Genomic DNA, 24,151 nt, shown 5'->3' with positions numbered 1-24,151 from the left:
GCAGCGATCTGGCACAACCGGGCCAACGGCACAGCCATCACACGATCACTCATCGCCTACGACCACTGACGAAGACTTCGGACTTACTCGTCTAGCGCGCGACGAGCCGGTCGTACGTGGCCAGGACCGTCCGGGACTGGTGTTCCACCTGGGTGGCCACCGGGACCCAGCGGGCCTGGAAGCGGCCCGCGAAGTCCTCGCACCACCCCGTGACCAGCCGGTCCAGTCCGGGAGCCGACGGGTGGCCCTGGGTGCGCAGCACGCGCAGCAGCATCGCGGCGGCGCGCAGCGACAGGCGCCGCCCGAAGGCGTCGATGCTGGCCACGTACGCCGCGGTGGCCTCCGCGGGGGCCCCGCCGCCGGTCCACTCGGCGATGATCCGGGGGATCAGCGCGAGCGTCCAGTCCACCGCGCGCAGCAGGGGCGCGGCGGCCGGATCCTCGTAGGGCAGCGGGCCGCGGCGGATCCCGTCCCGTGCGGCGGCCACGCGCGCGGTGTCCTCGCCGAGCCGCGCGGCCAGCATCCGCAGGGCGCCGCGCGGGTCGGGGTGCGGGGTGGGGTCGTCCACCAGGTCGGAGGCCCACATGGGGACTTCGACGATCGCGGTGGTGCCGGCGTACCGGTGGGCGTGGTACCAGGTGCTGAGCCGGGTGTCCTCGGGGTGGAAGGCCCCGGCGGCCTCTCTCCCCGGCTGCGGGATCACGAAGATCCCGGGCCCGGGGGAGGGCCAGCCCGCGGCGTCCGAGGCCCCGTTCTCCACCGGGATGCGCAGCTCGGCGGCGGATTTGCCGAACGGCTCCGCGAGGCCGGGTACGTCCCGGGTGAGCTGGACCCAGGAGCCGCCGAGGTCGGTGGCGTGCAGGGAGACCTGGAGGACGGGCCGCAGCTCGTCGATGAGCGCGGTCAGGGCCAGGGTCTCGGGCGGCAGCCGGTCCGGGGGCAGTAAAGAGGGCGCCCACTCGGGCTGTTCGGGGCCGGGGGGCCGGAAGAAGTGCCGGTGGTAGTCGAGCAGCGAGTACGGGCGGGGCGTGCGGTGCAGGTCCGCGCCGTCGGGATCGGCGCAGAGCAGGAAGTGCCAGCCGCAGCCGGTCCGCGGGGCCGGGTCGTGCAGGAGCCGCCGTGCGAGGGAGAGGGCGGTGGCGCCGCCGACGGGCTCGTTGGCGTGGGCCCCGGCGACCACGAGGACGTCCCGGCTCGCCGTGGCCGGGCTGGTGGCCGCGACGGAGAGCACCCAGAGGGGCTGCCCGGCCCGCGAGGTGCCGGCCTGGCGGAGGCGGGCCTCGGCGGGGTGCTCGTCCGCCAGGGCGCGGGCGGCGAGTGCGAGCTCGTGCGGTGTGGGGTAGCGCATGTCGCGGAGGAGGGTCACAAGGGATGCCATGCCCGCGGCGCAGGGCCGCTACTGCTGCGCGGCGCCCGCAGTTCCCCGGGCCGGGGCCCGGGCCCCGGGCCCGCGGCCCGGGCCCCGCGCCCCTCGACGACCTGGGGCTCCGGCCCGGACCCTGCCCCCGGACTCCGCCCGGAGGGAGGGTCCACGCCTCCGGGACAGCCCTCAGGTGCGGACGAGGACTGCGACCGGGGAGGTGGACAGGAGCGCCGACAGGGGCGCCTGGGATGCGTGGGGGGCGCCGGGCAGGCCCGGCAGCGGGGTCCAGCGGCCCGGCGGCAGGGGCAGGGTGGTGCCGCGCCAGCCGCCCGCGAGGGCCAGGCGGTGCGAGAGGCGGGTGGCCACCGCCAGCAGGCCCGGGGAGCGGGCGAAGGCCAGGCAGTGGTCCGCCGCCGGGCCCCGGGCGTACAGGGGGGCGTACCCGGTGAACAGTCCCGGCCGGTCCCGGCGCAACCGGAGCAGGGCGGCCGTGAGGGCCAGCTTCTCCTCCGCCGGGCCGGCCGGGTCCTGCCCCGCGTCCAGGCGTGCCAGTGCTTCCCTGGGGAAGCGGGCCGGGCGCCGGTTGTCCGGATCGACCAGGGCGCGGTACTCCGTCTCGGCGCCCTGGTAGACCTCCGGCACCCCCGGCATCGCCAGGTGCAGCAGGGTCATGCCGAGGAGGTTGGCGCGGGCCGCCTCCGCCAGCTCCGGCGGCAGCTCCAGGGGGCGCGGCGCGTACCCCGCCACGGTCGCCTCGTACGCCTCGTCCCGTTCCGTCCAGCTGGTCCGCAGGGCCGCCTCCCGGACCCCTTTGAGCAGGGCGTCCGCCAGCCTCGGCACGGCCTGGGGCACCTGCCCGAGCCCCAGCGCCGTCTGCCGGGCCGTCCATGCCAGCGCCGGATCGGGGCCGCCCGCCCCGTCCATCGGCTCCGGCGCCTGCGACAGCACCGAGATCCTCGCCCGGACGTCCGCGCTGCGCTTGGTGTCGTGCGTGGACAGCACGGTCCCGGACCGGGGCCACTCCCGCTCCATCCGCTCGCAGTACGCGTGGAACTCCTCGGCGGACACCGCCGGTTGCCCGGGATCCCCGCCGACCTCGGTGGCCGACAGCAGCGGCGCGTACCGGTAGAAGGCGCGGTCCTCCAGGGACTTGGCGCGCAGCGCGGCCGAGGTCTGCGCGAAGCGGGCCGCGAAGACGGGGTCCCGCAGCAGCAGGTCCCGTACTCCGGCCACCGCGTCCGGACCGGCCGCCCCGGCGGCCCGTGCCACGGCCCGCGGATCCGGCCCGGGCCCGCCGGGGTAGGGCCGGTAGACCGGATAGGCGATCAGCAACTCTCGTACTGCCACGGCCAGTTCCGGGCCCGCCAGGCGTTCCAGCGCGGCCAGCTCGGCGGCCAGGTCGCCGGTCAGCACCTCCCGCGCGCAGGCTTCCGCGGTCCGCTCCCATTCCGGGATCCCGGTGGACTCGCGATAGCGCCCGCCCAGTTCGGCCGCCCCGTCCGGGTCGGTGAACACCCCGTCCACCCGGTGCAGCGCGTCGTACCCGGTGGTCCCCGCCACGGGCCAGGCGGGCGGCAGCCGCTCCTCCCGGGCCAGGATCTTCTCCACCACCACCCAGCAGTGCGGGCCCGCCGCCGCCCGCAGCCGCCGCAGGTACTCCCCGGGGTCCGCCAGCCCGTCCACGTGGTCGATCCGCAGCCCCTGCGCCACCCCGTCCCGGACCAGCTCCAGCACCTTGGCGTGGGTGGCCGTGAACACCTCCGGATCCTCCACCCGGACCCCGATCAGGTCCGAAATGGTGAAGAAGCGGCGGTAGTTGAGCCCGGTGCGGGCCTCCCGCCACCAGGCCGGCCGGTACCACTGCGCGGCCAGCAGCTCGGGCAGCTCCAGGCCCGCGGTGCCCTCCCGCAGCGGGAACTCCTGCTCCCCGTAGCGCAGTACGTGCCCGTCGACCCTCAGCTCGCAGGACTCCACCGGCCCGGCGAGCACCGGCAGCAGCACCTGCCCGCCGCCCGCCTCCCAGTCGATGTCGAACCAGCGGGCGAACGGCGAGCCCGGGCCCTCCCGCAAGACCTCCCACAGCGGCCGGTTCAGGCGCAGCGGCGCGGGTACCGCCATGTGGTTCGGCACGATGTCGAGCACCAGGCCGAGCCCGTGCGCCAGGGCGGCCGCTGCCAGCGACCGCAGGCCGCTCTCGCCGCCCAGCTCCTCGCGCACCCGGGAGTGGTCCGTGACGTCGTACCCGTGGGCCGAGCCGGGCACCGCCTCCAGCACGGGGGACAGGTGCAGGTGTGACACGCCGAGGGACGACAGGTACGGTACGGCCGCCTCGGCCGCCGCGAACGGGAACTCCGGACGCAGCTGGAGACGGTAGGTCGAGGCCGGAGTGACAGGTGTCGGAACATCAGATTCCGATTGGATGACTGACCGCGGCTGGCTCATGAGAACGTACGTACCCAGCCAGCCGGATTCCGTGCCATTACCCCATGCATACGAGTGACTGCGCGACGTTAGCGTTGCGCGAGTGGCCGGAACCGTCAACACCTATCGAAGAGTCATCGCCCTGACCGGGCCCCTTCTCCCCGTCGTCTCCTTCTTCGCCCGCCTGCCCGTCGCGATGTCCCAGTTCGGCAGCGTGGTGCTGGTCGCCCAGACCAGCGGCTCGATCGCCACCGGCGCCATCGTCGGCGGCACCCTCTCCGCCGGCCAGGTGGCCTTCGGGCCCGTCCTGGGCCGGCTCGCCGACCGGCACGGCCAGCGGCCCGTCGTACTGACCGCCGCCGCGGTCAACGCCGCCGCGACCGCTGCCCTGGTGGCCGGAGCCCTCGGCCACCTCGCCACCGTCCCGCTCGCCGCCATCGGAGCGGTCGCGGGCGCCTCCATCCCGCTCATCGGGCCGCTCGCCCGGACCCGCTCCGTGGCCCTGGCGCACCGCGCCCGGTCCGAGGAGAGCGTGGTGGGAGCCGTCCACTCGCTGGAAGGCACCCTGGACGAGGTCTCCTTCGTCCTCGGACCGGCCCTCGTCGGACTCGCCTCGATCGTCGCGCACCCCGCGGCCGCCCTCGGCGGGGCCGCCGCCCTCGTCGCCGTCTTCGGCACCGCCTTCGCGCTGCACCCGACCGCCGCCGTCACGGCCGCGGGCCCCGCGCGGACCCGTACGAAGGGCCGCCCGGCCCCCCAGCCCCGCGTGGTGCACGCCGTCCGGGGCTCCCTCGCCCTCCAGGGCGCCATGTTCGGCGCCTGCCAGGCCGGGATCGCCGCGCTCACCCTGCGCCTGGGCGTCCCCGAGCAGGCCGCCGTCGTGTACGCCGCCATGGGCGTCGTCAGCGCCGTCGTCGGCATCTCGCTCGGCGCACTGCCCGCCCGCTTCGGACTGCGGCTGCGCTGGCGCGTGGCCACCGGCGCCGCGCTGGTGTTCTCCGTGCCGCTGCTGTCCACCGACACCCTGGGGCCGCTGTACCTGGTCGTCACGGTCCTCGGCGCGGCCTACGCCCCGCACCTGATCACCGCGTTCGCCCTCACCGAGCGGGTCGTGGAGCCCGCCCGGCTCGCCGAGTCGACGGCCTTCGCCGCCAGCGCCCTGGTCGCCGGGCAGGCCCTCGCACTGCCGCTCTCCGGACGCCTCGCCGAGTCGCACGGGCCCGCGGCCGCCTTCGCCGTGGCCGTGGGGGCCGCCGCGCTGTGCCTGGTCCTCGCCCTCCTCACCCGGGTACCGGCCGCCCGCCCGCACGGCGAGGCCCTCGCCCCGGCGCAGCGCAGCGGCTCCCCGGCCGTGGGCGAGGGCTCCGCCTACGCCGGGCGCTGAAGCACCACCAGACACCGTCCCGTCAGCGCCACCCGGTCCCCGGCCGCGTACTGCGGCCCGGTGCCGGGTGGCAGTACCTCCGGCCGCGCCGTGTCCACCACCAGCCGCCACTGCGCCCCGTGCCCGGCCGGAACGGTGAACTCCTGCGGCTCGGCGCCCGCGTTGAACATCAGCAGGAACGAGTCGTCGGTGATCCGCTCCCCGCGGGTCCCCGGCTCGGAGATCGCCTCCCCGTTGAGGAAGACGGTCAGCGCCCGCGCGTGCTGCGCCTGCCAGTCGCGGGCCCGCATCTCCTCGCCGTGCGGGGTGAACCAGGCGATGTCCGAGAGCTCGTCGTGCGTGCCCTCCACCGGCCGCCCGTGGAAGAACCGGCGCCGCCGGAACACCGGGTGGTCGCGGCGCAGCCACACCATCCGCCGGGTGAACTCCAGCAGCGAGGGCGCCGGTTTGCCCGGCTCCGGCCAGCGCACCCAGGACAGCTCGTTGTCCTGGCAGTACGCGTTGTTGTTGCCGCCCTGCGTGCGGCCGAACTCGTCGCCGTGGCTGAGCATCGGCACGCCCTGGGACAGCATCAGCGTCGCCGTGAAGTTGCGCATCTGCCGTTCGCGCAGCTCCAGCACCTCGGGGTCCTCGGTCGGCCCCTCGACCCCGCAGTTCCAGGACCGGTTGTGGGTCTCGCCGTCGCGGTTGCCCTCCCGGTTGGCCTCGTTGTGCTTCTCGTTGTAGGAGACGAGGTCGTGCAGGGTGAAACCGTCGTGGCAGGTGGTGAAGTTGATCGATGCCAGCGGCCGCCGCCCGTCGTCCTGGTAGAGGTCCGACGAGCCGGTCAGCCGCCCCGCGAACTCCGCCAGCGTGCGCGGCTGCCCGCGCCACAAGTCCCGTACGGTGTCGCGGTACTTGCCGTTCCACTCGGTCCACAGCGGCGGGAAGTTGCCCACCTGGTAGCCGCCCTCGCCCAGGTCCCACGGCTCCGCGATCAGCTTCACCTGGCTGACCACCGGGTCCTGCTGGACCAGGTCGAAGAACGAGGACAGCCGGTCCACCTCGTGGAACTGGCGGGCCAGCGTCGCCGCCAGGTCGAAGCGGAAGCCGTCCACGTGCATCTCGGTGACCCAGTACCGCAGCGAGTCCATGATCAGCTGGAGCACGTGCGGGGAGCGCATCAGCAGCGAGTTCCCCGTACCGGTGGTGTCCATGTAGTGCCGCGGGTCGTCCGCCAGACGGTAGTACGAGGCGTTGTCCAGCCCGCGGAAGGACAGCGTCGGGCCCAGGTGGTTGCCCTCGGCCGTGTGGTTGTAGACCACGTCCAGGATCACCTCGATCCCCGCCTCGTGCAGGGCCCGCACCGCCGATTTGAACTCCAGCACCTGCTGGCCGCGGTCACCCGAGGCGTAGCCGTTGTGCGGGGCGAAGAAACCGATGGTGTTGTAGCCCCAGTAGTTGCTCAGCCCGTCGTTGACCAGCCGGTGGTCGTTGACGAACTGGTGCACCGGCATCAGCTCCAGCGCCGTCACCCCGAGCTTGACCAGGTGCCCGATGACCGCCGGGTGCGCGAGCGCCCCGTACGTGCCGCGCAGCTCCTCGGGCAGGTCGGGATGGTTCATCGTCAGACCCTTGACGTGGGCCTCGTACAGGACGGTGTGGTGGTACTCGTGACGCGGCGGCCGGTCGTTGGCCCAGTCGAAGTACGGGTTCACCACGACCGAGCTCATGGTGTGCGGGGCGGAGTCCAGGTCGTTGCGGGAGTCGGGCCGGCCGAAGTGGTAGCCGTACACCGCCTCGTTCCAGTTCACCTGTCCGCTGATGGCCCGCGCGTACGGGTCCAGCAGCAGCTTCGCCGCGTTGCAGCGCCGGCCGCGGTCGGGCTCGTACGGTCCGTGGACACGGAAGCCGTAGCGCTGGCCGGGCATGATGCCCGGCAGGTACGCGTGGCGGACGAAGGCGTCCGTCTCGCGCAGTTCCACGGCGGTCTCCGAGCCGTCGTCGTGGAGGAGGCACAGTTCGATGCGTCGGGCGGCCTCGGAGTAGACCGCGAAATTGGTGCCGGCGCCGTCGTAAGTGGCGCCGAGCGGATACGCCTGTCCCGGCCAGACCTGCATAGCTAATGACTCTTCCCATCCTGCTCCGGCTGATCCGGCTGGACCACGTCACTGCCAGATCTTCCCCGAAAGAGGTCCCTCACGCGTGGACTTGGGTTGGTCCCTCCGGGTGACCCGCAGAGCTGATAGGCGGGTCGGACGACTGTGTGGGCATCGGATAATGGGTCAACGGACAGCCGGTGTACGGGCCATCGGGCTGCATCGGGCCGCGCGCGCGGAGTACCCTTCCGTGATCACTGGAGACGGGCGTCCAGACGCAGAAGGCGGTGCACGGGTGAGCTCGGGAGGTCTGGAGCTGCCCCCTGGTGACAGCAGTCACGAGGGCGGCCCCGCGGACGCACCGTCGGCGGGGGTCGCGACCGGGGCCGTGTCGCTGGCCCCGCAGGCGGCCGGGAGCGCCCGGGCCGGCGCCGAACTGGACTGGAGCGCGGAGGCCTGGAGCGAGGTCCGTACGCGGGCCCAGCGGGCCGGCCGTGCGTACATCTGGCTGAACCTCATCGAACAGCGGCTGCGGTCCGTGGTCGGAGCGGTGCTGCGGCCGATCTACGAGCCGGTGCACGGCGGGGACGACTGGGTGGTCGCGGCCGCCGGGCCCGCCGGGCAGGAGTGGGTGCAGCGGGCGGTGGCCGTGCGCGAGGTCAGCCGGCGCAAGGGGTATCTGCTCGACTCGGCCGACGACAACGTGCTGAGCTTCCTGACGCTGCCACAGCTGCGCGAGCTGATGGTCCAGCACTGGCCCTGCTTCGAGCCGTACTTCGACGACCGGCGCGAGATCGAGCTGGCCCTGGACGAGCTGGAGGTCACCCGCAACGTCGTCTCCCGCAACCGGGCGCTGTCGCGCGCGGTGCTGGAACAGGCGGAACGGGCCTCGGCGCGGCTCCTGGAGGTGCTGGGCGGGGGCTCCGGCAGCCCGTCGGCCGACCGGCTGCCGATCGACGCCGTCGAGGACCTGGTGGGCGACCGGTACGCGGACGTCATCTCGGTCCACCCGGACCGGGTGCGCCTGCAGCGCCAGCTCCCCGCGGAGGACCTGTTCGGCGGCGCGCGGCGGCTGGACGCCATCGGCATAGGCCTCAACCTGCTGGTCCAGAACTTCTCGGGCCGAAGACTCGTCCGGCTCACCGAGGCCGGCTGCCGGGTCCGGCTGCTGTTCCTGAACCCGGCGAGCAGCGCGGTCAAACGGCGCGAGCGCGAGCTCGGGCTCCGCAAGGGCGAGCTGAGCCGCTCGGTGGAGATGAACATCCTGCACGTCCGCCGGGTCCGGGCGGGCCTGCGGGACCCCTCGCGCTTCGAGATCCACGTCTTCGACGAGACCCCGCGCTTCACCGCCTATCTGGTGGAAGGCCAGTCCTCCGGGATCGCGGTGGTCCAGTCGTACCTGCGCCGGGCGCGCGGCATGGAATCCCCCGTCCTGGTCCTGCGCGGCGGCGGCCGCGGCGTGCCGAAGGACGCCGACCACGGGCTGTTCGCGACGTACCGCGAGGAATTCGAATCGGTGTGGGAGGACTCCCGGCCGGTGTCGTGACGCCCCCGCCTCGCCGTCGTGTCGTCGTCGGCGGTGTCGTCGGCGTGTCGTCGCCCTCCGCCGCGCCCCGGGGGCCGGCCTGTCAGTGGCCCGTGGCAGGCTGAAAGCCGTTGACCGAGGCTGTACGGGGGGAAGGGCGCGTGATGGGGGACTGGCACGGCGGTGTGCTGATCGGGTTCGACCTGGAGACGACCGGCACGGAGCCGGGGGAGTCGCGGATCGTGACGGCGGCGGTGGTCGAGGTGCGGGGCGGCGAGGTGCGCGAGCGGCGCGGCTGGCTCGCGGACCCGGGGATACCGATTCCGGAGGGCGCCTCGGCGATCCACGGCATCAGCACGGAGCGGGCCGTCGCCGAAGGCCGCCCGGTGCGGGAGGTGGCCGAGGAGGTCGCGCAGGCACTGGTCGGGCACTGGCGCGCCGGGGCGGTGGTCGTCGCCTACAACGCGGCCTTCGACCTGACCCTGCTCTCCGCGGAACTGGCCCGGCACGGGCTGCCGTCGCTCGCGGACCGGCTGGGCGGGGCGGCGACCGGGCCGGTGGTGGACCCGCTGACCATCGACCGCGCCGTCGACCGCTACCGGCGCGGCAAGCGCACCCTGGAGGCGGTGTGCGGGGTGTACGGCGTCACCCTGGACTCCGCGCACGACGCCGGGGCGGACGCCCTGGCCGCGGTCGAGGTGGCCCGCGCGATAGCCGCGCGCCACCCCGAAGTGGCCGCGCTCACCCCGGCCGACCTCCACGCCCGCCAGGGCACCTGGCACGCCCGCTGGGCCCGGGACTTCCAGTCCTACCTCCGCCGCCAGGGCACCCCGGAGGCAGTGATCGACACCGCCTGGCCCCTGCGGGGCCTGCTCCCCGCGGCCGGATAGCGCCGGCCGCGCCGCAGGGAGGGAGCGGAGCCGGCCGTCAGAGGCGGAAGGCGGACGGGTCGATCGAGGCCAGGCGCTTGACCAGGGCCGGTACTCCGAGGCCGCGGTCCTCGCGGTGCTCCACCGCCCGGAGGGCCGGGATGACCAGGCGGGCGCCGGGGTAGCGGACCGGTTCCGGGGGGATCCAGCCGCCCGGCGGGCGGGTGAAGGCCGAGCCCGACCATTCGTCCTTCGTGCCCAGCACGAGGGAGGCCAGCACCTTGGCCATCAGCCGGGAGGGGCCCACCCCGTCACCCGAGTAGCCGGTGGCGTAGCAGACCCCGGGCACGGACTTCAGCCAGCCGGCGAAGGGCAGCGAGGTCGTCGAGTACTCGACCGGGGCGGTCCAGGCCGAGTCCACCGGCGCGTCGGCGAGCTCCGGGAAGAGCCGGGCGAGCTGGCGGCGCAGCTCGGCGGGCCGCAGCGCGCCGCCCCACATCGTGTCCGCCCCGCTCTGGCCGAAGACCACGCCGGAGCCGCCCTTGCCGAAGAGCAGCCTGCCGTCGGGGGTCGTGCGGTAGTAGTTCAGCCTGCGCCGGGAGTCGCAGACCGAGGTCCGCCCGTCCCAGCCGAGCGCCTCCAGCCGCTCCGGAACGGGCTCGGTCAGCACGGTGTCGCTGGCCACGGTCACCATCCGCCGGCCGAGGTCCTCCAGCTGCCCGGCCCAGGCGTTGATGGCCAGCACGACCCGGTCGGCGCGGACCCGCCCGTAGGGGGTGTGGGCGGTGGTGGCTCCGCCGGGCGCGGCCCGCAGCGCGGTCAGCGGGGTGCGCTCGTGGACCCGGACGCCCGCCTCGATCGCCACCCGCCGCATGCCGCGCGTCAGCTTGGCGGGCTGGAGCGTGGCGCAGCCCGGGTCGAGGACGCCGCCGAAGTGGTTGCGGGTGCCGACCGCCCGGCGGGACTCGGCGGCGGACACCTCGTGCAGCGGCTCCGTCCCGGCCCGGCGCAGGTCCGCCAGGGTCTGCCGCCACGCCCCGCGCTGGGCCGGTGAGGAGGCGGCCCACAGCCACGGACCGCGCGTGTACTCGACGTCGATGCCGTGCTCCTCGGTGAAGGCGAGGATGTCGTCGACGGCCCGGGCGGAAGCCTCGCCCAGCCGGCGCGCCTCCTCGTGCCCGCCGATCGCGACGAGGCTGCTGAACCGGGCCCACATCGGCATCAGATAGCCCGCGTTGGCGCCGCTGGCGCCGCCTCCGCACACGTCGGCCTCGATCAGCACGATGTCCGTGCCCGGTGCCCGCCGCAGGATCTCCAGCGCGGTCCACAGGCCGGTGAAACCACCCCCCACGACGAGGACGTCGCAGCGCACCTCGTCCAGCAGCTGGGGTGAGCGCCCGTCGTCGGGTTCGGCGCGCAGGGCGTCCCGCAGCCAGGCGGTGCGCCGGGCCGGGGGCGGGGTGTCGGGGCGGGGCCAGGTGCCGGCCAGGACGAGATCGGGATCGGTCACGGGTGCGGGTCTCCACGGTCGGTGCGGTGTGCGTCCACGGGGTGGACGGGGGTCAGTTCCGGCGGGCGCGGGCGGCCCGGCCGGCGGTGTCCAGGTGCTCCGCCGCCGTCAGCAGGTCGATCCGCGAGCTCACCCCGTAGGTCTTGAACAGCTTGCGGAGGTGGTAGTTGACGGTGTGCGGGGACAGCGCGAGGCGCCGGGCGATCTGCTGGTTGGTGAGGCCCTCGCGGACCAGCCCCACCAGCACCCGCTGCTGCTCGCTGAGGTCCGGTCCGGCGGGCGGGGCCTCGGCGAGCTCCGCCGTCGCCCGCAGCTCAGCCGTCGCCCGCAGTGCCGCCGCCTCGCGCTGGAGGGACAGGCGCAGCGAGTCGGGCATCGAGTCCGAGATGAGCCGGCGCAGCAGCGGGTTGGAGAACACGGCCCGGCCGCCGTCGTTGCGCACGACGCCGGTCGCCGCGACCTCCTCCAGGGCGGGGAGCAGGGCGGAGACCGAGGTTCTGAGCATCAGCGCCAGGTCCTCGTAGACCACCTCGCATCCCAGGAGCGAGGCCACGCACAGCAGTTGGCGGCAGCCCGGGGAGAAGCGCTCCAGGGTGGCCCGTACCCGGGTGGCCAGGCGGGCCGGAAGCCGCGAGGTCAGCAGCCGGACCTCCCCGTCCACCGTCTCCAGGGAGCCTTCCTCCTGGAGGCCGGTGAGCAGTTCGATCAGCAGCCGCGGGTGCCCGCCGGCCTGGTCGATGAGCTGGACCAGGGCCGGTGCGGGCGGCGCGCCCAACAGGTCGTGGGCCAGGCCCAGGGAGGGGGACGGGCCCAGCGGGCCCAGCGACAGCCGCTCGCTGCGGCCGGTGAGTCCGGCGGGCAGGGCCGGTCCCTCGCCGGGCCGGTGGGCCACCAGCCAGACCACGGGGTCGCCGGCGGGCCGTTCACGGGGGGCGAAGGGCATCCGCGGCGGCCCGTCCACGGGGCGGCGGGTGTCGTCGACCAGCACGAGGACGGGCCCCGCCGGGGTGTGGCAGCGGCCGGGCCGGCCCCGGGTGTGCCGGGCCGGCGCCGACGCGGTCCGGCGCCGCGGGTGGCGGGGGTCCGCCCACGGGTCGGGGTGGTGTCCGGAGTAGCCCAGGCCGTCGGCGAGGAGGGCGGCCTCCCGCAGCAGCCGGGTCTTGCCGATGCCGGGCATTCCCTCGATCGACAGGACGGCGGGCCCGGAGCGGCGTCCGTACTCGAGCACTTCGCGGATGAGCCGCATCTCCCGCTCGCGCCCGCGCAGCGGCATCTGGGTGAGGGTGCTGTTCATATCGAGCCGCCGTAGCGGCGTACGCCGACGGTGTGGAAACGCGCGGACACGAAGGCGGCGTCGCAGTACACCGCGTTTCCCGACGGGTTCATGCCCGTGCCGTGCAGATCGGAGTAGACGGCCGACTGGGAGATGTACCAGTCGCCCATCAGGTTCGCGGACAGCATCACCCCGGCCTCCGCGCAGGCCCGTTCCATGGCCGCCTCCACCTCCGGAGACGTGGAGTACAGGCCGACGGACAGCGCGCCGCACTCGCGGGTGGTGCGCGAGACCAGCGTGACCGCGTCGGCGACGGAGTCCACCGCGACGGCGAAGACCACGGGGCCGAGCCATTCGGCGAGCAGCACGGCCCGGTCGGCGGCCCGGTTCGCGTCGAGCGTCACCACGGCCGGGGTGCGGATGACCGCCTCCGGGTGCGCGGGGTCGCGTACGGCGCGGGAGGGCACGGCCACGGTCCCGGCCTCGCCGGCCATCACCCGTTCGAGCCGCTCCAGGACCGGGGGGCCCAGCAGTGCGCCGAGGATGCCGGCGGCCGCGGTGTCGTCGCAAAGCAGCGCGGCCAGGGCCGTGCCGAGGTCGGCGACGACCTCCTCGTATGTCCGGTGCCCCTCGTCGGTGCTGATCCCGGCCCGCGGGATCAGCAGGTTCTGCGGGCTGGTGCACAGCTGTCCGCTGTAGAGGGAGACCGAGAAGGCGAGGTTGGCGAGCATGTCGCGGTAGTCGCCGGTCGATTCGACGAGCAGGGTGTTGACGGCGGACGTGGAGGTGAAGACGCGTGCCTGGCGGGCGTTGTCCTCCAGCCAGTCGCCGAAGGCGGTGCCGCCCGCGTAGTCGACGAGGCGGACCTCGGGGCGGGTGGCCAGCCGGCGTGCCAGCCCTTCGCCGGGGTGCTCGGCCGCCAGGCACACCAGGTCGGCCGGGAAGCCGGCCTCGGCGAGCACCGCGCGGGCGGTCTCGACGGTGAGGGCCAGCGGCAGGACGGCCGCCGGGTGCGGTTTGACCAGGACGGGGTTGCCGGTGGCCAGCGAGGCGAAGAGGGCCGGGTAGCTGTTCCAGGCCGGGAAGACGCTGTTGGCGATGACCAGGGAGACGCCCCGGGGCACCGTCTTGAAGGTCTTGACGAGGGTGACGGCCCGGCCGTCGCCCTGGGGTTTGCGCCAGACCGAGGCGGCCGGCAGCCGGGTCTGTTCCGCCAGCGCCCACGCCACCGCCTCCAGACCGCGGTCCTGGGCGTGGACGGCCCCGGCGTGGAAGGCCATCAGGAAGTTGTGGCCGCTGGTGTGCACGGCCGCGTGGGCGAACTCGGAGCTGCGGGCGTTGATCCGGTGGAGGATCTCGGCGCAGACCGCCGCCCGCGCCTCGGGGCCCGCGTCGCGCCAGGCGGGCAGGGCGGCCCGCATGGCGGGCAGCAGGACGTCGGGGTCGCAGTGCGGGTAGGAGACCTCCAGCGGGCCGCCGTACGGGGAGCGCTCGCCGCCGGTTTCCGGGGCGGGGCCCACGGTCCCGTCGAGGCCGGGCTGGCCGAGCTCGAAGGGCCGGCCGAGGCGCCGGCGGAAGGCGGCCTCCCCGGCGGCCCTCGCGCCCCGGCCGTAGGCCTGTGGATCCTCCGGGTCCTCCGCGTACGGCGACCAGTGCCCGCGGGTGCGGATCACTTCGCGGGCCCGCTCCAGGGTGCCGCCGTGCCGGGACATGAACAGGGTCAGCGCGCCGCCGTCGGCGCGGGTTTCGGGAACGGGCGGCCGCACGGATTGCGCCATGGTCCTCATCCTTGTCGAACGGTAGGGGGCCGGTCGGGGGGAACGCCGATTCCGCAAGGCCTCTGCGAGCACGCTAATTCGGCCGGTTCGCACCCACGGCGGAGTCTGGTCATGAAGGGAATTGACGGGCCGTTCACACCGCCGCGCCGGGAGACCGGCGGCATGACGGACGTCCGGACCCAGGCGGGAGGCGCGAAGTCCTGTGCCGTTCCTGGGGCGTTGGGCACGCCCGCCGGGAGGACGGATCAAACTGTGACGATGGCCATATCACGCCCAACCTGCCGTTATCGGCCATGATCTGGCGTGATATCACCGTTCGCCGCTCCTTGGCGAGCGTGCCAACTGGCTGGTTCTGTACGACTTCCTCGGCAGGTTTGCCTGTTACCGCAACCCTCGGCACCAGCCACCCGGGAAGCCCTCGCTACGCGGTGATCGGCCGCAGGTACCGGTCGAGCGCCGTGTCGGGCAGCACCCGCGCCAGCACGCTCACCTTCCGGGCGTCCGGACCCACCCGGTAGCGGGTCCTGGGCCGCCGGGCCGTCAGGGCCTGGCGGACCGTCTCCGCGAAGTCCTCCGGCCGGGTGAGGCTCTCCCGGGCCTGCCGCTCGTTCTGGTACAGGAACCGGTTGAAGGGGATCCGGTACAGCTCGGCCAGCTGCTCCGGCACCCCGTCCATCGCGGCCCGCGCGACGTCGGAGACCTTGCCCCAGATCGGCGTCATGATCGCGCCGGGCTGCACCAGGGTCACGTCCACGCCCTGCGGCGCCAGCTCCCGCCGCAGTACGTCGGTCAGGGCCTCCTTGGCGAACTGCGCCGCCGCGTACGCCCCGAGGAACGGGATCGCCACACTGCCCAGGCCCGAGGTCACGTTGACCACCCGGCCCCGGGTGCGCCGCAGCAGCGGCAGGAACGCCTGGGTGACGGCGAGCTGCCCCACCACGTTGGTGTCCAGCTGCTCGCGCAGCCGCTCCGGAGAGACGCACTCCAGCGGGGCCGAGACGCAGATGCCCGCGTTGTTCACGAGCCCCCACAGGCCGTCCTCGCCCACCTCGGCCGCGACCCGTTCGGCGGCCGCGGCCACCGACTTCTCGTCCGTCACGTCGACCAGCACCGGGACGATCCGGCCGTGCGCGCCGGCCTCGGCCAGCGCCAGGGCGTCGGCCTCCTTGCGGACACCGGCGAACACCCGGAAGCCCGCCTCCTCCAGCTGGAGCGCGCAGACCCGGCCGAGGCCGGAGGAGGCCCCGGTGACGAGTACGGACCGGCCGCGCGGGGACAGGGCGGCGCGCTGCGAAACGGCTGACACGAGATTCCTCCTCGGGGAAGCGGGGGCGCTCATCCGGCCACCGCCGGGAAGGTGAGGGCGTCCTCCAGCGTGCGGGTGAGCCGGTTCTGCGGCATGAACCGGAAGTACGCGTCCCGCACCGGCCGGCGGAACGGGTCCTCGGACTGCTCGAAGGAGCTGATGCCGCGCGAGGCGGCCACCATCCCCCGGGTCCGCTCGCGCCGCTCGTCCTCGTACCGGCGCAGGGCCCGCGGCAGGTCGGACGCGCCCTTCAGGGCCCGCCCGAGCACCACGGCGTCCTCGATCGCCATGCCCGAACCCTGGCCGAGACTGGTCAGCATCGGGTGCGCGGCGTCCCCCAGCAGGGTCACCGGTCCACGGCCCCACCGCTCCAGGAACGCACGGTCCCGGGAGGGCACGGCGATGATCGACTCCTCGGGGGTGGCCAGGATCGCCTGCCGCACCTCGTCGGCCCAGCCGTCGTAGGCGTGCAGGATCTCCGCCTTGCCGCCCTTCCAGTCCCGCGAGAGCTCGGCCGGCATGTTCTTGGTGCCCCACCAGTACAGCCGCCCGGCGCCCATGTCCACGAGCCCGAAACGCTTGCCGCTGCCCCAGAAGTGGGTCACCGAGCCCGGGGTGAAACGCGGGTGCGAGAACGGCACCACCGCGAGCCAGCAGATGTAGCCGCTGTCCTGCGAGTCCTCCGGCCCCACCAACTGCCTGCGGACCACCGAGTGGAAGCCGTCGGCCCCGATCAGCACGTCCCCCTCGGCGGTGGTCCCGTCGTCGAACGAGACCCGCACCCCGCCGCCCGGCACGCCCTCCGTCTCGAAGCCGGTGGCCGCCGCGCCGCAGCGCAGCGGGATGCCCTCCGCCGCCTCCAGCAGCGACTGCTGGAGGTCCGCCCGGGTGATGAGCACGCTGGGCACCCCCAGCCTGCCGATGATCTCCGGGAAGGGGAACTCCCGGATCAGCCGGCCCGAGGCCGTCTTGACGTGGTAGGAGCGCAGGGCCTCCCCGCGCTTCTCCAGGTCGATTCCGACGCCCAGCGAGTTCAGCGCGCCGACCGCGTTGCTCATCACCGAGAGTCCCGAGCCCGCGGCCCGCAGCTCGCCCGCCCGCTCGTACACCTCGACCTCGAGACCCGCCTCGCGCAGTGCGACGGCGGCGGTGAGGCCGCCGATCCCCGCGCCGATCACCAGGGCCTTCTTGCGGTCCGTCATCCGTGTCATCTCACTGTCCGATCAGTTCGGTGACGACCCGGACCATGTGGGCCACGTACGGCTCCTCCATGATCGTGAGGTGGTCGCCGGGTACGTCCACGACCTCGAGCGTGCCGCTGGTGCGCTCGCCCCAGCCGTTGCTCGGGTCGGCGTGCATGCTCTCGATGGCCGTGTGCATCGCGTTGAGGACCCCGGGCAGCGGCTGCGCGGCGTGGATGAGGACCATGTCCTGGTCCACCACCTCGGGCCGGTAGGCGAACGCCGCCTTCCAGTTGGCCTCGTACACGTGGAACAGGCGCCGTACGACGGCCCCGGTGCTCCCCGCGGGCAGCACGCCCTCGTCGATGGCGAGCTGGGCGATGAAGTCGAACTTCTCCTCCAGCGTCGTCAGCCGGTCCGGGATGAGCTCCAGCGGGGAGTCGCCCCCGCGCCGCAGCCACAGCAGCTCCCAGAAGAACCAGCCGAGCAGGGCCTCGTCGTCCGTGGTCAGGCGCCGGCCCGGGTTCAGGGCGGTGGTGTCCAGCAGCACCAGCCGGGCGATGTCCTCCCCGGCCGCCCGCAGCTGCCGGGCGATCTCGAAGGCCACGAACCCGCCGAACGACCAGCCGCCGACCACGTACGGGCCGCTCGGCTGCACCCGGCGCATCGCCTCGATGTAGCTGGCCGCGATCTCCTCGACGCTGCGCAGCGGTTCGGTGCCGGGATCGCCGCCGGCCGCCTGGAGGGCGTAGAACGGCTGGTCCTCCTCCAGGTACTTGGCGAACCGGACGTAGCAGAGCACGTTCCCGCCCATGGGGTGGACGAAGAACATCGGGCGCTTCGACCCCGCCGGACGGATCGGCACCAGCGGGTCGAAGGCGGTCATCGCCTCGCCCGAGCGCAGCCGCGCCGCCAGCTCGGCGACGGTCGGCGCCGACACGAACTCCGAGAGCGGGACGCTGATCCCGTAGCGCTGCTCGATCTGCACCACCAGGCGCATCGCGGTCAGCGAGGTCGCCCCCAGGTCGAAGATGTTGTCGTGCACGCCCAGCGCGGGCAGCTGGAGCAGATCGCCGACGATCTCCACCAGGGTCTCCTCGTACGCGTCGCGCGGGGCCTCGGCCGCGCCGGCCGTCGCCCCCGTGCTCAGCGCGGCGGCGCGCAGTGCCTTGTCGTCGCGCTTGCCGCTCGGTGTCAGCGGCAGCGCCGCCAGCCACTCGAAGTGCGAGGGCATCATGTACTCGGGCAGTACCGTCCGCAGCTGCTTGCGCAGCAGCGTGAGGTCCGCGCCGTCGGGATCGCCCGTCAGGAACGCGGCGAGGAAGGAGTCCGCGCCCTCCCGGCGGCGGGCGACGACCGCGGCCTCCGCGATGCCCGGGTGGCCCGCCGCGAAGCGGGTGATGGCCAGCTCCACCTCCGCCGGCTCCACCCGGTAGCCGCGCACCTTGACCTGCGCGTCCGCCCGGCCCAGGCACACCACGTCACCGCCGGGCAGGGCGAAGCCCAGGTCGCCGGTGCGGTAGAGCCGCTCGCCCGCCGCGGCGGCCGCGGGCGACGGATGCGGTACGAACCGCTCCTCGGTCAGGTCCGGGCGGCCCACGTAGCCCTCCGCGAGGCAGGCCCCCGACAGGTACAGCTCACCGCGCACCCCGGCCGGGACCGGCCGCATCCGGCTGTCCAGGACGTGCACCGCGGAGCCGGCGATGGCCTGCCCGATGGGCGGCAGGGCCGGGAACGCGGCAGGATCGCCCTGCATCGTGTACGCGGTCACCACGTGCGACTCGGTGGGCCCGTACTGGTTCTCCAGGATCACCCCGGGCAGCGCCGCGCACAGCCTGCGTATCTCGTCGGTGACGCGCAGCTGCTCACCGGAGGAGAGCAGGGCCCGCAGCGAGCGCGGAGCGAGCCCGAGCGCGTCCGCGGTCTCGGCCAGCTGCTGGAGGGCGACGTACGGCAGGCAGATGCGCTCCACGCCCTCCCGGTCGAGCAGGCGCAGCAGGGCCGGCATGTCGCGGCGCTCGTCCTCGGACAGCAGGAGCAGGGTGCCGCCGCCCGCGAGGGTGGAGAAGATCTCCTGGAAGGAGACGTCGAAGCTCATCGGCGCGTACTGGGCGGTCACGCCGCCGACGACTCCGCTGGGGATGCCGTTCTGCCAGGCGACCAGGTGGGCCAGTGAACGGTGCGGCATCGCCACGCCCTTGGGCGCGCCGGTGGAACCCGAGGTGAACAGGACGTAGGCGAGGGAGTCGGGGGTGATCTCCTGCGTCACCTCCGCCGGGATCCGCGGCAGGTACGGCCGCTCGCCGTCCTCCGCGAAGATCTCCTCGGCCGGGAGGACGAGCGCCGGCCCGCCGAAGACGGCGCCGTGGGCGGCGTTCGCGATGATCCGGAACGGGCGGGCCTGTTCGACCATCGCGGTCAGCCGGTCCACCGGGTAGGTGACGTCCAGCGGCACGGTGGCGGCGCCGGCCTTCATGACGCCGAGGATGACGGCGATCGTCTCCGGGGAGCGGTCCATCGCGATGCCGATCCGGTCACCGGGCCGCGAACCGAGGGCGAGCAGCTGGCGGGCCACCCGGTCGGCGGCGCCGTCCAGTTCGGCGTAGGTCCAGCGGCGGGAGCCGAAGACCACGGCCGTCGCGTCGGGGGTGCGGGCGGTCTGCTCCGCGACGGCGCGTACGACGTCCAGCGGGGCGGCGGCGTCCAGCGTGGCGGCGGCGTCCTGCCGGCCCCCGGCCCCGTCCTGCTCCTGCTCCCGGGTCCCGGCGAGGTCCGGATCCGGCGCGAGGAACCCAAAGCCGGGCGCCTCGTCCGGGTGGTGGACCAGCCGGTCCAGGATCGCCGTGAACCGTTCGGCGTACAGGTCGGCCTGGGCGGGGGTGAAGGTCAGCCCGTGGTGGTCCAGCCGCAGCCGGACGGAGCCGTCCACCGGGTCGGTCATGGCGTTGACCAGCAGCTGGAAGTTGGTCTCCTCCCAGGTCCGGAAGTCCAGGAGGCGGACCCGGGGAAGCTCGAAGACGGCGGCGAGCTGGCGGAAGTGGATGTAGTTGAAGGCGGTCTCCAGGACGGTGGAGCCCCGGTCCTCCTGGATCGCGCTGAGCGGGTAGCGCCGGTGGGCGTGGCTCTGCTGCTCCTGCCGGAAGGCGGCCCGGACCACGTCGGCCCAGCTGTCGGCGGCGGTGCCCAGCCGCACGGGCATCGTGTTGAGGAAGAGGCCGGCGATGCGGTCGGCGTCCTCCAGCTCGGGGCGGCCGTGGGTGACCAGGCCGGTGGTGATGTCGTCGGAGCCGGAGAACAGCCCCAGCGTCAGGCAGTGCGCGGCGAACAGCACCGACTTCACGGGCAGGGTCCGCTCCCGGGCGAACAGCCGCACCTGGGCCGTGAGTTCGGCGGGCAGGTCCACGATCCGGGTGATCTGGGTGTCCGGACCCGGGGCCTCGTGTCCGCGGAAGGCCTCCAGGCGCAGCAGGGGGGCGTCCCGCAGCCGCTCGCGCCAGAAGGCGCGGGTCGGCTCCGACTCCAGGGCCTCGCGTTCGGCCCGTACGTGGTGCGCCGCCGAGGGAAGGGCGGTTTCGGCCACGGCCCCGATGGGGTGGCCCAGAGCGTGCAGGTAGTCCTGCAGCAGCTCGGCGACCAGGGTGGCCACGCTGCCGCCGTCGAGGATCGCGTGGTGGAAGCTCAGGACCAGCTCGAGGGTCTCCTCGCGGACGTGGGCGCGCAGGTGGTAGAGCGGAGCCTGCTCGAACACGTAGCGGTGGTAGCGCCGTTCGTCGACGTGGGCCCGGATCTCGGCGAGCGCCGCCGCCTCCTCGCGGCCCCTGAGGTCCACGGCGTCGAAGCCGCCGTCCACCTGGTGGGCCACGATCTGGAGCGGCTCGGAGAAGGAACCCAGGTCGAAGGAGGAGCGCAGGACGGGGTGGCGTGCGACGAGCCGTTCGAAGGCGCGCCGGAACGCCTCCTCGTCCCAGGCCGCCGTGACGCTGTACTGGAAGACGTCGCGGTAGACGGCCGAGTCCTGCTCGGCCCGGCTGTGGTAGAGCAGTCCGAGCTGGAGGCGGGTGAGCGGGTAGGCGTCGGCGCTCCCTTCCAGGCGCGCCCGGTCGACGCCCGAGACCAAGGCGAACGGGGCGAGTTCGGCGGCGGGCGCGGGGTCCGCGCCGCCGGTGGCGGACCGGGCGGCGAGCTGGGCGACGGTCGGCTGCTGCACCAGGTCCGTCAGGTCGAACACGATGCCGGCCTTCTCGGCCCGGGCGCGGATGCGCAGCATCGTGATGGAGTCCCCGCCGAGGGCGAAGTAGTCGTCGTGGATCCCGACCCGCTCCGCCTCCAGGACCTCCGCCCAGATCGCGGCGAGCGTCTCCTCGGTGGCGTTGCGCGGCGCCGTGTACTGCGGACCGGAGGCGGCGGCGGAGGGGGCGGGCAGGGCGCGGCGGTCGGCCTTGCCGTTGGGGGTCAGGGGGACGGTGTCGATCCGGATGAAGTGCGCCGGGACCATGAACTCGGGCAGTACTGCGGCGAGTTCGGCGCGCAGCAGGGCCGGGCTGAGCTCGGTGTCGGCGACGTAGTAGCCGATGAGCAGGGTGCCGCGGCTGCCCGACTGGTGGTCGACCACGACGGCGTCCCGTACGCCGGCCACCGAGGCCAGCCGGTTCTGGACCTCGCCGAGCTCCACCCGGTTGCCGCGGATCTTGACCTGGCCGTCGATGCGGCCGAGGTACTCCAGGGTGCCGTCGGCCAGCCAGCGGGCGAGGTCGCCGGTGCGGTAGAGCCGCCCGCCCGCCGAGAAGGGGTCCTCGGTGAACTTCTCCGCCGTCAGCTCGGGCCGCTCCAGGTAGCCGCGTGCCACACCGACGCCGCCGATGCACAGCTCGCCGGGGACACCGACCGGCTGGAGCCCGCCGTGCGCGTCCAGGACGTACAGCCGGGTGTTGTCGATGGGCCGGCCGATGGGGACCCGGCGGACCGGCCCCTCGGTGGCCGCCGGGCAGTCGAAGTACGACACGTCGACGGTGGCCTCGGTGGGCCCGTACAGGTTGATCAGCCGGGGAGCGCTCTCACCGCGGGATCCGAAGACCCGGTTGAACTGCTCCACGCGCGCGGCCGGCAGGGCCTCGCCGCTGCAGAACACCTGGCGCAGCGAGGCGGCTTCGGCGCGCAGCTCCGGGCGGTCCTCCAGCAGGTCCAGGAAGGGGCCCAGCATGGAGGGGACGAAGTGCAGGGTGGTGACCCGCTGTTCGGCGATGGTGCGCAGGATCCCGCGCGGGTCGCGCTGGCCGCCGACGGGCAGCAGGGCGAGCCCCGCGCCCTCGATCGCCCACCAGAAGAGCTCCCACACGGAGACGTCGAAGGAGATCGGCGTCTTCTGGAGCAGGACGTCGCCCTCGCCGACCGGGTAGGCCTTCTGCATCCAGGCGAGCCGGTTGACCACCGAGTGGTGCTCGACCATGACGCCCTTGGGCCGGCCGGTGGAGCCGGAGGTGTAGATCACGTACGCGAGGTCGCGCGGGCCGGCCGGGTCCTCGAGCGGTTCGCCCGGGCCGGTCAGCAGCTCGTCGGCGCGCAGGACGGGCACGCCCCGGTCCGGGGTGGGCGTGCCGCTGTCGGCCAGCACCACCTTGGCCCGGCTGTCCTCCAGGAGGAAGCCGATCCGCTCCGCCGGATAGCCGGGGTCCACGGGTACGTAGGCGCCGCCGGACTTGAGGACGCCGAGGAGGGCGACGATCAGCTGCGGGGAGCGGTCCATCAGGACGGCCACCCGGTCGCCGGTGCCCACGCCCCGGGCGCGCAGGGCGTGCGCCACCTGGTTGGAGCGGGTGTCGAGGTCCGCGTAGGTCAGCGGCGGGGTCCCGTCGGCGCCGGTGACGGCGGTCCGGTCCGGGGTGCGGGCGGCCTGCTCGGAGATCAGGCCGTGCACGGTCCGGTCGTCGGCGTACGGGGTGTCGGGCCCCTGCCGCAGCAGGGTGAGGTCCTTGGCCTCGGCCTCGTCCAGGATCGGCAGCGTCACCGCGGGGCGGCCCGGCTCGTCGAGGCCCGCGCCGATGAGGCGGAGCAGGTGGCCGGCGACCGAGGCGATGGGGTAGTCCGCGTCGAAGACGTCGACGGCGTAGTCGAGGTCGATCCGCAGGTCGGCGTCGTCTTCGAAGGCGTGCACCATCACGGACAGCGCGTCCTGGTGGTGGACGGGCGCCAGTACGGCGGACTCGACCGAGGTGCCGGGGAGCGGCGCGGGCCGCGGGTGGCGCAGGTAGGAGAGGGTGATGTCGAAGAGCCGGCGGGAGCCGGCGCCGACGGCCGGGAGGTCGCGCAGGACGTCGCCGAGGGCGAGCCGCTCGTGGGCGCGCAGTGCGTCCGTGCTGCGGCGGACGGAGGCGGCCAGCTCGTGCAGGGTGGCCTCGGGGCCGACCGGCACGCGCAGCGGCAGGTTGTTGGCCAGCTGGCCGACCGTCTCGAGGTCCGTGTCCGAGTGCCGGTTGCGGAAGGGGACGCCGAGCACCAGCTCCTCGCTGCGGTGCACGCGGGAGAAGTAGGTGGCGAAGGCGGCCGCGAGGAACGCGAACGGGGAGCTGCCGCCGCCGCGGATGCGGCGGACGAGGTCGGCGCCGACGGTGAAGGTGTGACGGGCCCGGCGCCGCCCGCCGTCCGCGGGAGCCACGGTGGCGCGGGTGAACAGGGCGGGCTGGACGCCCTTCAGCGCGTCGCGGAAGTACGCCCGGTCCTCCTCGAAGGCGCCGGAGGCGCGGTAGGCGGCGTCCGCCCCGACGAGCGCGGTGACGGACGGCGGGGCGGGACGGTCCACGGGGCCGGCGCCGGTCCCGGCCGCCATGGCCGCGGCCGCGCGGTCGGCGTAGCGCTCCCACAGCTGCCGGCTGACCTGGTTCAGCGCCCAGGCGTCGGCGATCAGGTGGTGGGCATTGACGTGGACGTGGACGACCGAGGCACTCTCCCGCAGCACAGCGGCCGTGAACAATCGCGAACGCCGCAGGGTGAAGGGGTGCGTGAGGGAGTACTCCTGCCATGCCGCGCAGGCCGCCGCGGGGTCGGCCGCACCGGAGAAGTCGACGTACTGCACCCAGGGGCCGGCCTCCTCCTCGGCGTCGGTCCCGGCCACCCACTGGCAGGGGATCCCGTCCTGTTCGCCGAAGCGCAGGCGGAACGCGTCGTTGTTCCGCAGGGCGTCTTCCAGCGCTTCCTTCAAGCTGTCCACGTCGACATCGCCGGCCACCCGCTCATGAATGACCACGTTGAACTGGGGGTCACCCGGCGCGGTGGACTCGGCAGCCCAAATGTCCAGCTGGTAGGCGGACAGAGGGAGCTGGCGTGTTGCGAGCATCGGCCTTCCTTCGCTCATTCGGACAGCCGGAATGTTTGCTGTCCGATGCTCAGGAGCCTACGTTTCCCCCAATCCGGTTCACCACTACTCGTATGAGTGGAGGAGGACTACTCGATCAAGTAGTCGGAGCGGG

12 protein-coding genes are annotated in these 24,151 nt (G+C 74.0%); 3 read left to right on the top strand and 9 right to left on the bottom strand.

Going from position 1 to position 24,151, the window contains the following annotated elements; all coding sequences use genetic code 11:
* Positions 1–91: 91 nt before the first annotated feature.
* Together ACZ6I1_RS32385 and treY are read right to left on the bottom strand one after the other, a co-directional pair.
* Positions 92–1,366 (bottom strand): M14 family zinc carboxypeptidase, encoded by a 1,275-nt coding sequence (locus ACZ6I1_RS32385; protein ID WP_469292473.1) that lies wholly within the window; start codon positions 1,364–1,366, stop codon positions 92–94.
* A 183-nt stretch (positions 1,367–1,549) separates the two neighbouring features.
* Positions 1,550–3,805: a malto-oligosyltrehalose synthase gene (gene treY, locus ACZ6I1_RS32380; RefSeq protein ID WP_469292471.1), complete on the bottom strand. Its 2,256-nt coding sequence runs from the start codon at positions 3,803–3,805 to the stop codon at positions 1,550–1,552.
* A gap of 82 nt (positions 3,806–3,887) precedes the next feature.
* Between treY and ACZ6I1_RS32375 the strand changes: the two genes are divergently transcribed.
* Positions 3,888–5,168 (top strand): MFS transporter, encoded by a 1,281-nt coding sequence (locus tag ACZ6I1_RS32375; protein WP_469292470.1) that lies wholly within the window; start codon positions 3,888–3,890, stop codon positions 5,166–5,168.
* Here the strand turns inward: ACZ6I1_RS32375 and glgX are convergent.
* Positions 5,153–7,267, bottom strand: a complete 2,115-nt coding sequence (glgX, locus tag ACZ6I1_RS32370; RefSeq protein ID WP_469292469.1) for a glycogen debranching protein GlgX — start codon at positions 7,265–7,267, stop codon at positions 5,153–5,155. The genes ACZ6I1_RS32375 and glgX overlap by 16 nt on opposite strands.
* A gap of 274 nt (positions 7,268–7,541) precedes the next feature.
* Here glgX and ACZ6I1_RS32365 point away from each other — a divergent pair, with 274 nt between their 5' ends.
* Positions 7,542–8,792 carry an SAV2148 family HEPN domain-containing protein gene (locus ACZ6I1_RS32365; protein WP_469292468.1) on the top strand — a complete coding sequence of 417 codons (1,251 nt, stop codon included), beginning with the start codon at positions 7,542–7,544 and terminating at the stop codon, positions 8,790–8,792.
* A 143-nt stretch (positions 8,793–8,935) separates the two neighbouring features.
* Positions 8,936–9,661, top strand: a complete 726-nt coding sequence (locus ACZ6I1_RS32360; protein WP_469292467.1) for an exonuclease domain-containing protein — start codon at positions 8,936–8,938, stop codon at positions 9,659–9,661.
* A 37-nt stretch (positions 9,662–9,698) separates the two neighbouring features.
* Here ACZ6I1_RS32360 and ACZ6I1_RS32355 read toward each other — a convergent pair whose 3' ends face one another.
* The 6 genes from ACZ6I1_RS32355 to ACZ6I1_RS32330 all read right to left on the bottom strand — a co-directional run bounded on the left by ACZ6I1_RS32355 (position 9,699) and on the right by ACZ6I1_RS32330 (position 24,018).
* The gene (locus ACZ6I1_RS32355) at positions 9,699–11,150 is read right to left on the bottom strand and encodes an NAD(P)/FAD-dependent oxidoreductase (protein ID WP_469292466.1); all 1,452 of its coding nucleotides are present in this window, start codon (positions 11,148–11,150) and stop codon (positions 9,699–9,701) included.
* A gap of 52 nt (positions 11,151–11,202) precedes the next feature.
* Positions 11,203–12,444, bottom strand: a complete 1,242-nt coding sequence (locus tag ACZ6I1_RS32350; RefSeq protein ID WP_469292465.1) for a helix-turn-helix transcriptional regulator — start codon at positions 12,442–12,444, stop codon at positions 11,203–11,205.
* The gene (gene paaN, locus ACZ6I1_RS32345) at positions 12,441–14,135 is read right to left on the bottom strand and encodes a phenylacetic acid degradation protein PaaN (protein WP_469292472.1); all 1,695 of its coding nucleotides are present in this window, start codon (positions 14,133–14,135) and stop codon (positions 12,441–12,443) included. The genes ACZ6I1_RS32350 and paaN overlap by 4 nt, the downstream gene beginning before the upstream one ends.
* A 487-nt stretch (positions 14,136–14,622) precedes the next feature.
* A complete protein-coding gene (locus tag ACZ6I1_RS32340) occupies positions 14,623–15,507 on the bottom strand; it encodes an SDR family NAD(P)-dependent oxidoreductase (RefSeq protein WP_469292464.1) in 885 nt (294 codons plus the stop codon).
* A gap of 29 nt (positions 15,508–15,536) precedes the next feature.
* Complete coding sequence (locus ACZ6I1_RS32335) at positions 15,537–16,718, bottom strand: FAD-dependent monooxygenase (RefSeq protein WP_469292463.1); 1,182 nt, start codon at positions 16,716–16,718, stop codon at positions 15,537–15,539.
* A gap of 1 nt (position 16,719) precedes the next feature.
* Entirely contained in the window at positions 16,720–24,018 is a 7,299-nt protein-coding gene (locus tag ACZ6I1_RS32330) for an amino acid adenylation domain-containing protein (RefSeq protein ID WP_469292462.1), read from the bottom strand.
* Positions 24,019–24,151: the final 133 nt, after the last annotated feature.

The organism is Streptomyces sp. NPDC046303 (assembly GCF_055588085.1).
Note: the sequence above shows the minus strand (reverse complement) of the source record. Positions and strands in the feature narration are given on the sequence as shown.

Coding starts and splice junctions, on each gene's coding strand:
- treY (WP_469292471.1), bottom strand. CDS start 3,805: ATGAGCCAGCCGCGGTCAGTCATCCAATCGGAATCTGATGTTCCGACA.
- glgX (WP_469292469.1), bottom strand. CDS start 7,267: ATGCAGGTCTGGCCGGGACAGGCGTATCCGCTCGGCGCCACTTACGAC.
- ACZ6I1_RS32360 (WP_469292467.1), top strand. CDS start 8,936: ATGGGGGACTGGCACGGCGGTGTGCTGATCGGGTTCGACCTGGAGACG.
- ACZ6I1_RS32350 (WP_469292465.1), bottom strand. CDS start 12,444: ATGAACAGCACCCTCACCCAGATGCCGCTGCGCGGGCGCGAGCGGGAG.
- paaN (WP_469292472.1), bottom strand. CDS start 14,135: ATGTCCCGGCACGGCGGCACCCTGGAGCGGGCCCGCGAAGTGATCCGC.
- ACZ6I1_RS32335 (WP_469292463.1), bottom strand. CDS start 16,718: ATGACACGGATGACGGACCGCAAGAAGGCCCTGGTGATCGGCGCGGGG.
- ACZ6I1_RS32330 (WP_469292462.1), bottom strand. CDS start 24,018: ATGCTCGCAACACGCCAGCTCCCTCTGTCCGCCTACCAGCTGGACATT.